The 12635-nt window shown below is 37.6% G+C and carries 12 protein-coding genes and 1 riboswitch; of the genes, 10 read left to right on the forward strand and 2 right to left on the reverse strand.

Annotated features, from left to right (window positions below; all coding sequences use genetic code 11):
- Positions 1-108 precede the first annotated feature (108 nt).
- Both MHB75_RS04255 and MHB75_RS04260 read left to right on the forward strand, forming a co-directional pair.
- The gene (locus tag MHB75_RS04255; RefSeq protein ID WP_255314746.1) at positions 109-1458 is read left to right on the forward strand and encodes an aspartate aminotransferase family protein; all 1350 of its coding nucleotides are present in this window, start codon (positions 109-111) and stop codon (positions 1456-1458) included.
- A 23-nt stretch (positions 1459-1481) separates the two neighbouring features.
- Positions 1482-2879, forward strand: coding sequence for an amino acid permease (locus tag MHB75_RS04260; RefSeq protein ID WP_340996066.1), 1398 nt, complete (start codon positions 1482-1484; stop codon positions 2877-2879).
- Between the two features lie 47 nt (positions 2880-2926).
- Here MHB75_RS04260 and MHB75_RS04265 read toward each other — a convergent pair whose 3' ends face one another.
- Complete coding sequence (locus tag MHB75_RS04265) at positions 2927-4087, reverse strand: aminotransferase class I/II-fold pyridoxal phosphate-dependent enzyme (RefSeq protein ID WP_340998555.1); 1161 nt, start codon at positions 4085-4087, stop codon at positions 2927-2929.
- A 163-nt stretch (positions 4088-4250) separates the two neighbouring features.
- A riboswitch (SAM riboswitch) is annotated at positions 4251-4363 on the forward strand.
- A gap of 71 nt (positions 4364-4434) precedes the next feature.
- Here MHB75_RS04265 and metA point away from each other — a divergent pair.
- From metA to MHB75_RS04295, 6 genes are all read left to right on the forward strand, one after another.
- The gene (gene metA, locus MHB75_RS04270) at positions 4435-5343 is read left to right on the forward strand and encodes a homoserine O-acetyltransferase MetA (protein WP_068453781.1); all 909 of its coding nucleotides are present in this window, start codon (positions 4435-4437) and stop codon (positions 5341-5343) included.
- 105 nt (positions 5344-5448) lie between these two features.
- Positions 5449-7374 carry a translation factor GTPase family protein gene (locus MHB75_RS04275; protein WP_340996068.1) on the forward strand — a complete coding sequence of 642 codons (1926 nt, stop codon included), beginning with the start codon at positions 5449-5451 and terminating at the stop codon, positions 7372-7374.
- Between the two features lie 739 nt (positions 7375-8113).
- A complete protein-coding gene (locus MHB75_RS04280; RefSeq protein WP_340996069.1) occupies positions 8114-8668 on the forward strand; it encodes a chromate transporter in 555 nt (184 codons plus the stop codon).
- Positions 8665-9192: a chromate transporter gene (locus MHB75_RS04285; RefSeq protein WP_087680503.1), complete on the forward strand. Its 528-nt coding sequence runs from the start codon at positions 8665-8667 to the stop codon at positions 9190-9192. The genes MHB75_RS04280 and MHB75_RS04285 overlap by 4 nt, the downstream gene beginning before the upstream one ends.
- Before the next feature lie 74 nt (positions 9193-9266).
- On the forward strand, positions 9267-9677 hold the full coding sequence (locus MHB75_RS04290; RefSeq protein ID WP_340996072.1) for a GNAT family N-acetyltransferase: 411 nt from the start codon (positions 9267-9269) through the stop codon (positions 9675-9677).
- 115 nt (positions 9678-9792) lie between these two features.
- Positions 9793-10236: a DUF5680 domain-containing protein gene (locus MHB75_RS04295; protein ID WP_340996074.1), complete on the forward strand. Its 444-nt coding sequence runs from the start codon at positions 9793-9795 to the stop codon at positions 10234-10236.
- Here the strand turns inward: MHB75_RS04295 and yeiL are convergent.
- On the reverse strand, positions 10225-10923 hold the full coding sequence (yeiL, locus tag MHB75_RS04300; protein WP_340996076.1) for a transcriptional regulator YeiL: 699 nt from the start codon (positions 10921-10923) through the stop codon (positions 10225-10227). The two genes, MHB75_RS04295 and yeiL, sit on opposite strands and share 12 nt — an antisense overlap.
- 82 nt (positions 10924-11005) lie before the next feature.
- Here yeiL and MHB75_RS04305 point away from each other — a divergent pair, with 82 nt between their 5' ends.
- Complete coding sequence (locus tag MHB75_RS04305; protein ID WP_340996077.1) at positions 11006-12163, forward strand: MFS transporter; 1158 nt, start codon at positions 11006-11008, stop codon at positions 12161-12163.
- 12 nt (positions 12164-12175) lie between these two features.
- Positions 12176-12628 carry a membrane lipoprotein lipid attachment site-containing protein gene (locus MHB75_RS04310; protein WP_340996078.1) on the forward strand — a complete coding sequence of 151 codons (453 nt, stop codon included), beginning with the start codon at positions 12176-12178 and terminating at the stop codon, positions 12626-12628.
- Positions 12629-12635: the final 7 nt, after the last annotated feature.

A 12635-nucleotide genomic window follows, 5' to 3' on the forward strand; every position in this document is an offset into this window, starting at 1 on the left:
TGTAAAAATATTCTGTTAATTATTTTACATTATGTAACATACATTTCTTCCTTTCATGTCAGATAATACAAGTAAGAAAGACAACATGAATGAGAAGGAGTGGTTGATGTGTCTAAAACACAAACAGAAATGAACGCAAAAGCAGTAGATGAACAATATCTTTGGCATGGGATGAAACCGTATAATCCGCAAGCAACAATGATTATAGAAAAAGCACATGGTGCACGTATTCAAGACTCAGATGGTCATGAATATATCGATGCGATGGCAGGGTTATGGTGTGTAAATGTTGGTTATGGGCGTGAAGAAATCGCAAAAGCTGCTTACAATCAAATGGTGAAAAATGCTTATGCGCCATTATCGCAATCACATCCACCAGCGATTCAACTCGCAGAGAAAGTAAATGAATTACTAGGTGGTGGCTATGTAGTATTCTTCTCAAATAGTGGTTCGGAAGCAAATGAAGTCGCTTTCAAAATTGCACGCCAATATTATGCGCAACAAGGAAAAGCATCTAAATATAAAATTGTGTCGCGCTATCGTGCATACCATGGAAATTCGATGGGATCTTTAGCAGCAACAGGTCAAGCAGAACGCAAATACAAATACGAACCGCTTGCGCCGGGCTTTTTACATGTTGCACCGCCTGATGAGTACCGTCAACCAGAAAAAGCATCTGAACCGACTGCACTTCCTTCTGTTCAAGCAGTCGACCATGTCATGACATGGGAGATGGGTCAGACGATTGCAGCTATGATTATGGAGCCAATTATTACAGGTGGCGGAGTGATTATACCGAATGAGCAATATATGCGCGGTATAAAAGAAGTATGTGAAAAACACGATGCATTACTCATTGTTGATGAAGTAATTTGTGGTTTTGGACGTACAGGAAAGCCGTTCGGACATCAACACTACGGTGTAAAACCAGACATTGTAACGATGGCAAAAGGGATTACAAGTGGTTACTTACCACTATCTGCAACTGCTGTGAAGCGAGAAATCTATGAAGCATTCAATGGGAGTGAGATGTATGACTATTTACGACATGTCAATACATTTGGCGGTGCAACAGCGAGTTGTGCAGCAGCGCTTAAAAATATTGAGCTAATGGAGCAAGAACAGCTATTTGAACGATCATCTATTAAGGGAGCAGAAATCTTACAAACACTTCAAGAACAGCTTGAAAATCATGCACTTGTTGGCAGTGTACGTGGAAAAGGTTTATTAATTGGTATTGAGTTAGTAGAAAATAAAGAGACAAAACAACCTGTAGCCGTTCAGGTTGTGAATGACATTATTGCAGCGTGTAAACAACAAGGCATCATCATTGGGAAGAACGGTGCAACTGTTGCAGGATATAATAATGTCCTAACATTATCACCACCACTCAATACAAGTGATGAAGATTTACAAATGATTGTCGATACCGTTGTGAAAGCCATTTGGGATAAATAGCAAAGCATAAAGGGGTGTTGTAGATGAATGAAGGTCAGTCGTTACAAAAGGGGTTAAAAAAGAGGCATATGACGATGATCGCCATCGCTGGTGTTATTGGCGCGGGACTCTTTATGGGGAGTGGTTCAGTTATTCACTTAGCTGGACCTGGCGCCATCTTATCGTATGTGATTGCAGGAACCATTGTTGTCCTTGTGATGCGCATGTTAGGGGAGATGGCAGCTAAAAATCCGTCGAGTGGCTCATTTGCGATTTATGCAAGTCAGGCACTTGGAAAATGGGCAGGATTTTTAGTCGGCTGGCTTTATTGGTTCTTCTGGGTAATTGCCATCGCGCTAGAAGCAACTGCAGCAGCAGCCATCATTCAATATTGGTATGATGGGATTCCGCTTTGGTTATTAAGTTTAATCTTAACTTTAACATTAACTGTTACCAATTTAGTATCGGTTAAGGCTTTTGGTGAATTCGAGTACTGGTTCTCATTAATTAAAGTAGTTAGTATTATTGCATTTTTAGCAATCGGTGCATTTATTATTTTTGGCATCGTACCAGGCTTTTCATCAGTTGGCTTTACGAACTTAGTAGGGCAGGGTGGGTTCTTACCGAATGGTTTTGGCGCAGTCATGATGGGTGTTGTCATTGTCATCTTCTCATTCATGGGTACTGAAATTGTGGCGATTGCAGCAGGAGAATCTGCTGAACCGGTGAATGCCGTACAAAAAGCGACGAATTCAATCATCTGGCGTGTACTGATCTTCTTCGTCGGTTCGATTACCGTCGTTGTGACATTGCTTCCATGGGATTCATCGAGTATTTTAACAAGTCCTTACGTTGCAGTACTCGACTATGTCGGTATTCCAGCAGCAGCGCAAATTATGAACTTTGTCGTTTTAACCGCTGTATTATCTTGTCTGAATTCAGCACTGTATGCAACATCTCGTATGTCTTTTGCTTTAGCAGAAGAAGGACAAGCACCGAAAATTTTCTTGAAGTTGAATAAGCGCGGCGCACCTGTTTATGCCATTTTAGCGAGTACATTCTTCTCGTATATTGCCGTAATTATGAATTATGTATCACCAGAAGCGGTCTTCATGTTCTTAGTCAATTCATGTTCAGCGATTACATTAATTATGTATTTCATCATTGCAGCTTCTCAGCTTGTTATGCGTCGTCGTGCGATTAAAGAGGGAACAGAACATGAACTCGTACTACGTATGTGGTTATTCCCGTATTTAACAATTGGCACGATGATTATGGTAGGAGGACTTGCAATTGCGATGTTCTTCATTCCAAGTATGCGCTCTCAAATTCTCTTTACAGCAGTCATTGTAGCGGCAGTCATGCTTATGTATTACTTTACACAACGTAAAAAAGCACCTGTTGACCTGTTACAACCAGAACCTGAAACACCGCTTGAATAATAAAAAGTCTGAATCCTTATTGATGATGGGATTCAGACTTTTTCTGTTTATAAAGTTGCGAGTCTTGTAACAGCTTCTTGTAATAGTTTTTCATCTTGAACGAGTGCGATACGTACATGGTTTCTGCCCGATGCACCGAAGATTGAACCGGGTACAAGTACAACGCCTGTTTGTTCAATAACGTGATAGACAAATTCTTTGTCATCCATCTGTTGTTGCGGATACTTCGCATAAACGAACATACCACCAGCTGATGGTGCGAGTTCCCAGCCGATTGCTTCAAGACCTTCTGATAGTACACGATGTCTTGTCGAAAAAATGGTACGCAATTCATCTGTAATTGATTCCGCATTGTCGAGTGCAACACATGCCGCATCTTGAATTGGACGGAATGTACCATAATCAAGGTGTGATTTGAGTTCGCCCAATGTTTCAATGATGGAAGCGTTTCCAACGATATACGCAATACGAGCGCCTGCAAGACTAAAGCTCTTAGAAAGTGAATTAATCTCGACACCCACTTCTTTTGCACCTAGTACTTCCAAAAAACTAAGCGGCTTTGTACCTTCAAAATAGAATTCTGAGTAGGCGGCATCGTGAATGACGATTAAGTTATGTTTTTTCGCAAAAGCAATCGCTTTTTCAAAGAATGCGACAGAAGGCATTGCTGGAACAGGATTCCCTGGGAGATTTAAGATGAGCATTTTCGCACGTGCACAAATATCTTCTGGAATGGCATCAAAATCAGGTAAAAACTGATGTTCAGCTGTTAATGGCATCGCATACGCTTCACATTTTGCGAGATGAATGCCTGCTGCATACGCTACATAGGCAGGGTCCGTTGTTAAGACGATATCTCCTGGATTACAAAATGCGAGCGGTAAATGCACAAGTCCTTCCTGAGAGCCCATCGTTTGAATGATCTCTGTTTGTGGATCTAATTCCACGCCACTACGACGTTGATAATAGTTGGCAACTGCTTCATGGAATCGCTCCGTTCCACCGAGCGTATAGCCATAACTATCAGCCTTTTCAGCTTGTTTTGCTAATTCTTCTCGCACAATTTGAGCAGGTGGTAAGTCAGGACTTCCCAAACTTAAATCAATAATTTTTGTGCCTGTTGCCGCTTTCTTTTTTGCAGCAGCTTTTAAACTACCGAAAATGGCTTTCGGAAATTGATTCATTAATGTTGAACGATGCATCGTCATCATGTTGTGTCACTCCTTTAATTCGCTTATTTCTTCTTTATTTTACCATATTGTATTTGGCTAAAAATACTATTTACGTTTTTTAACGAGAGATTTTATTGAATTATCAGAAATGTTTGCTATTAAAGGATAGTTCTGCTATGATAGTTAATAATTCAATATTGTCTTATCAAGAGAAGCCGAGGGAATGGCCCGATGACGCTTCAGCAACCTCTGTTTAAAACAGAAAGGTGCTAATTCCTACAGAAGCTCCATTATGCTTCTGATAGATAAGAGTCGGATACATATGTGTAGCCTCATTCTTATCAAAGAGTGAGGTTTTTTATATTTAAAGGGGGAGTTTGATCATGCCAATCAATATACCAAGTGGGCTACCAGCAACTGAAATTTTAAAAGAGGAAAAGATTTTCATTATGGACGAAGTGCGTTCGACAAGTCAGAATATTCGTCCGTTAAATATTTTAATTTTTAACTTAATGCCTGAAAAAGAAAAGACCGAGTTACAACTACTGCGTCTTTTAGGAAATACACCACTTCAAGTAAATGTTACGTTTTTAAATACGGCGACACATGAATCAAAAAATGTTAGTAAAAATCATTTAGAGTCATTTTATACGACGTTTGAACATGTAAAACACCGTAAATTTGACGGTATGATTATTACAGGAGCGCCAATTGAATTATTTGAATTCCATGAAGTTGATTTTTGGGATGAGATGGTCGAGATTATGGAATGGACGAAAACAAATGTCACGTCTGTTTTGAATATCTGTTGGGGCGCACAAGCGGCACTCTACTATCATTATGGTATTGGAAAATATACATTACCGTCAAAATGTTCGGGTGTGTTCGATCACATCGTGCATGATAGTACCGTTAAGTTAATTCGCGGATTTAATGATGTATATACAGCACCACATTCACGTAATACCTCTGTTTCAAGAGAGGCTATTTTAAACCATCCTGATTTAGAACTCGTGTCTGAATCAGACGAAGCAGGGGCATTTATTATCGTATCGCGTGATGAAAAACAAATTATGATTACAGGTCATTTAGAATATGATGCAGATACATTAAAGCAAGAATATGACCGTGATGTTGCAAAGGGCATCGAACCGCAAGTACCAAAACACTATTTCCCGAACGACGACCCAACGAAAAAACCGTTGAATCGTTGGCGTTCACACACGCATCTATTATTCTCCAATTGGTTGAATTACTATGTGTACCAAGAAACACCGTATGAATGGGAATAAACAGCAAACCATCTTTTTTCGTGTATATTCGAAAGAAGATGGTTTTATTATTGGACATGATATAATTCATAGTAGAGACGCTTTGATAAGAAATGAGGAAAGATAATGAAGAAAACAATTGGCATTTTAGCGCATGTAGATGCAGGGAAGACCACCTTTTCAGAGCAATTACTTTTTCATACGAAAAGTATTCGCACCATTGGGCGTGTCGATCATCAAAATGCACATTTAGATTTGCATGAGATTGAACAACAGCGTGGCATTACCGTTTTTGCGGAACAGGCCACTTTTACATATCGAGAAAATGATTATACGGTGATTGATACACCAGGACATGTCGACTTCGCGGCAGAGATGGAGCGTTCGATTATGGCACTGGATGGGGCAATTCTTCTATTAAATGGAACAGACGGTGTACAGGGACATACAGAAACAGTTTATCGTTTACTAAGAAAATATCGTATTCCTACACTGTTTTTCGTTAATAAAATGGATTTAATTAGTGCCAATGCAGCAACAGTGACAGAAGAAATTCAACAAGAATTAATGGAATATGCACTACCATTTCATGACTGGGCAACAGGAATAGAAGAATTTGCAGGACGAGATGAGCAATATTTAGAAGACTATTTAGAAGGAAGTTTATCCGAAAGCGAATGGCAAAAAAGGCTTTCGAAAGCTTTCATGGTACAAGAGTTTTCACCGATTTTATATGGCTCAGCATTAAAAGATGAAGGCATCGATTTTGCATTAGAAGTGCTAGATACATTGCTCCAGCCACAGCATAAATCGGGAGAGTTACAAGGAATGATTTATAAAATTCGTCATATTGAACAAAATCAACGTATGGCCTTTATAAAAATTCATCAAGGTTCGTTGAAAGTAAGAGACGATGTACGCTGTGGTGGGAATTGGTTTAAAGTCACACAAATTCGTAAATATCACGGTAAAAAATTTGAGGAATTACAACGAGCGGAAGCAGGTGATACGGTAGCGGTAATTGGTTTGAAAGAAGCAACAGTTGGTATGGGAGTAGGTGAATTTACGCCTTCTTATGAAATAGATTTGCGTCCAACCATGCGCACACAAATTGTTTATGAAGGCGCCTTACATCCGAAAGAGTTACTAGCATATTGTCGTCTGTTAGAAGCAGAAGATCCAGCACTTAGTGTGACGTGGCAAGAAGAAATACAGAAAATAACACTTCATATTATGGGGGAGATTCAATTAGAAGTGCTACAGCAAATTTTTGAAGAACGTTTTAGCGAGCAAATTGCATTTACAGAACCGACAATTATCTATAAAGAGACGATTCAACAGACGGTACGAGGATACGGCCATTTTGAACCGTTAAAACATTATGCAGAGGTGCATTTACAAATCGAACCAAATGAACGTGGAGCTGGAATTGAAGTAATGAGCAAGTGCCACCCGAATGATTTAGCAATCGGACTGCAAAATATGATTCAACAATCATTGATTGAAAAAAAACATCGTGGTATTTTAACAGGTTCTGAAATCACTGATTTACGTGTAACGATTTTAACAGGACGTTCGCATCCGAAGCATACAGAAGGTGGTGATTTTAGAGAAGCGACATTACGTGCCTTGCGTCAAGGATTAGAACAAGCTGAAAATCAATTACTTGAACCGTATTATTCATTTTCATTGAAGGTGCATCATGAACTATTTGGACGCATTGTCACAGATGTAACGAATCGTCATGCACAACTAGATGAACCACAATTTATGGGTGAACAGGTATATATGACAGGTCGTGCACCAGTTGCAACGATGCGTAACTATCCAATTCAGTTTGCTGCTTCAACGAATGGTCGAGGTAATCTGCAACTCCGTGTCGATGGCTATGATGTGTGTCATAATGTAGAAGAAGTGATAGATCAAATTACCTATCAAAAAGACGCTGACCCTGAGTACAGTTCAAATTCAGTATTTTGTGCAAAGGGAAAAGGCTATTCCGTTCATTGGACAGAAGCCAAAGAAGCGATGCACTGTCCAATTAATGACTAAAAGAAGAGTATATTTGGAAAATTAAGCTAAATTCCGAATATACTCTTTTCTTGTTGTTTAAGCTTAATCATGTATATTTTAAGAAATCACTAGATAAATGTTTTATATCTCAAAAAAATAAATTTTACCTTCAATCAAAATGCAGATGGAAAGCCGATTAAATATACAGTAAAAGAAGTTACAGAACTGAAAGATTATGAAGTATCCGTCGACGTAGAGAATAAAGGGAATATTGTCATCAACAATCTGTTATTGAACGTATTGAAATCCCCGCTCATATCAGTAATTTACAACAGATTATAGAGCGAGAAATTGTCCCAAAAGAAAGAATGCTTAAAATGTATAAAACAGAAACAGTAGAAGAAATAAAGACGATTGTTATAACCTATTCGACGAAAATAGATGCAATGAAAGATATTCTTTACTTTCCAAATGGACACGAATGAACAGAATCATATCACCTAGAACGTCGTGTAATTTACCATGTCTGTTTAGCAGAATTCAGTCGTTTAATTCAAATAGATGCGTGGATATCCATTTAACTATAAATAAAATGTAGAGAAATCTATGAATAAATGATTAAATTCGTATAAAAATCAAGTTGTTTTTTTAAAACATTCAGTAAGAAGAACTTCATTTTTATTATAAACAACTAAAAGGAATTTTCTTTATTTTCAAAAAGAAGTATGTGTATTTCAAAAAAAAGGTATAATGAAAAGAAGTATATGGAGGTGTTTTTTTGCGACAACAAAAAGCCATTTTCATTTCTTTTTTTCGTTCAGGTATACTAGGTTTTGGTGGAGGCCCTTCGGTTATACCTTTAATTGAAAGAGAAGTAGTGAAAAATTTTAAATTGATGGATTCAGATGAGTTTGCGAACACGTTAGCGATTGCGAATACGTTACCAGGTCCGATTGCAACAAAAATGGCAGGGTATGTCGGTTACCGTGTAGCAGGTATTACAGGCATGCTCAATGCACTTGTAGCAGCGGTTATACCGACTGTAGTAGCTGTTATTCTGTTATTAAGTAGTTTACAAAAGTTTCAAGAAGTACCATTTGTTCAAGGTATGACAAAAGGTGTTATACTTGTCGTATCTGCGATGATGTTTAGCTTGATGGTTGATTTTTTGAAAAAATCTTACTATAAGCTAGGAATTCTAACGGGTTTAGTTTTATTAGCGATTAGTATCATTTTAATGGTTATTCTCAATCTACATCCAGGGATTGTTATTGTATCATTCCTTGTATTAGCGTTTGTTCTTCCAGTTCGTAAGGGAGGCAAAAGTACATGATTTATTGGCAATTATTCGTTGTATTCCTCTATACGAATTTGATTGGTTATGGAGGAGGTCCTGCAACGATTCCATTAATGGAAGAAGAAGTGGTGCAGCAACATCATTGGATGACGACAGAGGAGTTTAGTAATACAGTTGGTCTGGCGAATGCTCTACCAGGACCGATTGCAACAAAGATGGCAGGGTACATTGGATATGAGCAGGCAGGTATTATTGGAGCCATTATTTGCCTTTTTGCAACAATTATGCCATCATTAATTTTAATGATAGCTCTTTTAGGGCTACTAAATAAATTTAAAAAGTCACAACGTGTACAGCGACTTTCCACATATGTCTTACCAGCAATCGCTATTTTGATGGGGCAACTCGCATATAGTTTCTTAAAAACATCGATGGATTCCTCGGGTATTTGGTTATCCATCATATTAGTCGCAATTTGTTATATTTTGATTGATATCGTAAAAATAAATGTTATTTTTTTAATCGTTTTGAGTCTTATATTAGGTGGTTTTTTCTTATAAAAGGAGGTATAAGACAGTGGATAAATTACGTAAGCATTCTTCACACTAAATTACATTTAGGAGGAGAATAAAATATGAAAGTAACTTTTTCAAAACAAAAACAATTTTCAAAAGAACAATTAGCAGCACTATATAACGATGTCGGTTGGTTTGCTTATACGCAAGATTTACCACAACTACAACAAGCCATTGAACAATCCCTTTATGTTGTAGGCGCTTATAAAGGGGAAGAATTGGTTGGTTTAGTTCGTGTTGTCGGTGATGGTTTAACAATCATCTATGTCCAAGATATTTTGGTAAAGGAAGCTGAACAAAATCAAGGAATTGCCTCGCACTTATTAGAGGATGTATTACACACATTTGCTTCTGTACGACAAAAAGTATTGTTAACGGAAGAAGCACCAGACGTTCGTCACTTCTATGAAAAGCACGGTTTTACATCTTGTGATCAAGGCGAAACAGTCGCTTTTGCAAAATTCACATAAACGAAAAAACACTTTGGAATCATTTCCAAGGTGTTTTTTTAGTTCAAATAGAAGGAATTCGATTATGAAACAGTGAAAAGGGAATAAGAAGAAAAAGTGTAAAGTAGGTGAAGAGATGGGAGATTTAAAAGCATTTATTTGGAAAGTGAAAAAATCGATTTATGCAGAGAATGCAGATCACTATGTACAAGGTGGATTACGCCATACAACATTCAAAGATGGTTTCTATCACTTTGAAAATCAAGAAATTGGCCATCGCTACTATTCTGGGCATGAGGTCATTTATAAAAAAGATGAACCTATTTGGACAATGGTTTATTCGGGTGGCATTTTAAATGATGATATAGGTGAGAAGCGACTATTATCTTTTTTATGCCGTGCCCTTGTAGAAGAGGAAAGGACCAATATATTACGTGGCCCGAGCTTCTATCAAGAGGAACATTTACTTTATTTGAATGAATTTTACGGTGGTATTGATCGATTTTCTGGACGTGAATATATCCGTTTTGGTACACATATTATTTATGAACTTCACTATAGCGGTGGTTTAATCGACTAAGTCAAGTAAACGCACATCAAGATGGTGCGTGACAGTCGCCATCTTTTGTAATGCAGCCGCATCTTCAATGATATAAGTACGACCTTGTTTCGATAACTTTTTCTGTTCAATGAAATGTGCAAAAACATGGAGTAAATGGCGATAAGAGACACCGAGATATTCACATACTTCGGTGTGCTTTTCTTTGTAAATACCTTCATGAGAAGAGATTAAAATAAATTCAGCAAGTCGATTTTCAAGTGGGAAGGAGAGTCCCTGTGCAAAGCGAGATGAGTGCATTGTAGCTTTTCGACTGAGATAGGCGCAAAGAAGACGCAAGAAATGTGCATCTTGTAGTAAGAGAGAGTTTACTTGTTGAATGGGAATCGCAAAACACTGTAAATCCGTTAATGCTTGTACTCCTTTTGAATAAGTGGCATCTTGTAACAATTCGAGTTCACCGATAAAAGCACCTGTTGTAATAAAGTTAAGTAATGCGACTTTACCATTCGGCTGCGTTGTGAAAATTTTTGCACGCCCTTCTAATACATAATAAAGATAATCAGGGGTATCGCCTTCATGAATAATCATGTCACCGCGCTGAAATGTTTGAATAGATAAAAAAGGTTCGATTGGAAAAGAAAATAGTGTATGGATAGGATGTATCTGTAATACCTGTTTTATGTCGTCTGTTTGTAAATTTTGCATCATTTACCACCTTCAATATGAGATATCTCACATTATTGTAGAGAAATACGTGCTAAACTGCAATAAGAAATGGAGTGAAAACATGAGAGAACAAAAGTGGATGGCACAACATTATTTTATCTTCTTCTTATCATGGGGGATTTTTCTACCGTATTGGACAGGGTATCTCGTACATGAAAAAGATGTAGCGATTGAATTAGCAAGTATGATGATGAGTGCAGGGTTAATATTACGCGGGATTTCGACGATGTTCATCTTTCCGGCGATGGCAAACCGCTTTAGTCAAAGTACAGTACTGACAATTTTTATTTACGGCTCATTTTTAACGAGCGTATTATTTATTTTTACAAGTGATACAACGCTATTATTTATTTTAACGTGTTTACTTAGCTTCTTCTTACCAGCGATTATGCCTGGTTTAGATAGTACAGCAGGGATTTTAGTACAAAAATATAATATTCATTATGGACGTAGTCGTTCATATGGTTCACTCGGTTTTATTGTATCGGTTATTATCGTGAGCCTTGTGTCTGCTCTTTACGGCGATCAATCGATGTTATGGCTTATGATAGCCTATACACTACTACTCATAGTAGTCAATCTGCAACATGTACCAGAAGCATTAAAAGAAAAGCCAAATAAAAAAGGGAATAATGTTAGTTTTAAAGCGATTTTTAAAACACGCCATTTCGTTTTTATTTTAATTTTAGTTACATTAATCCAAGGTTCACATGCAGCCTATTATAATTATGGCTATTTATACTTAGAGCATTTAGAAGTACCCAAGTATTTGATTGGTATCGTGATTAATGTCGGTGTTGGATTTGAAATCTTTTTATTTGCGATTGCCGACCGCGTATTTTCAAAGTGGAGTCCTGCTAAATTACTCGTCTTAGCATCTATTGGTGCATCACTTCGCTGGTTACTTGCCTTTGCTGTACCAAATGCATGGATATTTACTGCGTCACAAAGTTTACACGCTTTATCGTTTGCAGTCTCACATTTTGCCTTTATAATGTATTTAGCAAAAGAACTGGAATATACACAGATTACAAAAGCACAAGGAATCTATTCCGCTTTTGCATTAAGTTGGGGAACAGCGATTCTAACGGTTATTAGCGGTTATTTCTATAATACCCAACCGAATTTTGCATTCGCTGCTATGTTTGTTTTCACATTACCAGCACTCGTTGGTTCACTTTATTTATATAAGAAGACGAAAGCAACCGAAAACATGTAAAGGAGTAAGAATTTGAAGAAATATATCATATTATTTTTTGCTATGTTATTGCTTGCAGGATGTAATATACAAGGGAAAACTGCGAAAGAACCACCGACTGTTAAAATAGAAGCAGACGGTAAAAGTTATGATACGATTCTTGGGACGTTTTGTTGGAATGGGAAGTGCGAGGATCATGCAGGACCTGTTGAATTAATGAAGGATGAAGTCACATTACAAGTGAAGGCGGGCGAAAAGCTTCAATTGAAGCAGAGTACGACGAATCTTCCTACAACTTCTTTTTTAACAGAACTTAATTCCATTGAACAAGGAAAAGATTTACCGTTAACAGAAGATGGGACGTTTACAGCGCCGACACAACCAGGAACATATTACTATGGTTATACGGCTTCTTGGCGTGATGAAAAGAAAGATGTATCAATTGGCGATGCACAGTATGCCTTCGCTTTAAAAGTATTACCATAAGAAAAAA

Source organism: Kurthia sp. FSL E2-0154 (assembly GCF_038003625.1).
Lineage (GTDB): Bacteria > Bacillota > Bacilli > Bacillales_A > Planococcaceae > Kurthia > Kurthia gibsonii.

Bases quoted from the DNA above. Each gene is read 5' to 3' on its own strand.
- MHB75_RS04295 (WP_340996074.1), top strand. From the start codon at position 9,793: ATGGGAGATTTAAAAGCATTTATTTGGAAAGTGAAAAAATCGATTTAT.
- MHB75_RS04260 (WP_340996066.1), top strand. From the start codon at position 1,482: ATGAATGAAGGTCAGTCGTTACAAAAGGGGTTAAAAAAGAGGCATATG.
- yeiL (WP_340996076.1), bottom strand. From the start codon at position 10,923: ATGCAAAATTTACAAACAGACGACATAAAACAGGTATTACAGATACAT.
- MHB75_RS04265 (WP_340998555.1), bottom strand. From the start codon at position 4,087: ATGACGATGCATCGTTCAACATTAATGAATCAATTTCCGAAAGCCATT.
- MHB75_RS04285 (WP_087680503.1), top strand. From the start codon at position 8,665: ATGATTTATTGGCAATTATTCGTTGTATTCCTCTATACGAATTTGATT.
- MHB75_RS04305 (WP_340996077.1), top strand. From the start codon at position 11,006: ATGAGAGAACAAAAGTGGATGGCACAACATTATTTTATCTTCTTCTTA.
- MHB75_RS04290 (WP_340996072.1), top strand. From the start codon at position 9,267: ATGAAAGTAACTTTTTCAAAACAAAAACAATTTTCAAAAGAACAATTA.
- metA (WP_068453781.1), top strand. From the start codon at position 4,435: ATGCCAATCAATATACCAAGTGGGCTACCAGCAACTGAAATTTTAAAA.
- MHB75_RS04275 (WP_340996068.1), top strand. From the start codon at position 5,449: ATGAAGAAAACAATTGGCATTTTAGCGCATGTAGATGCAGGGAAGACC.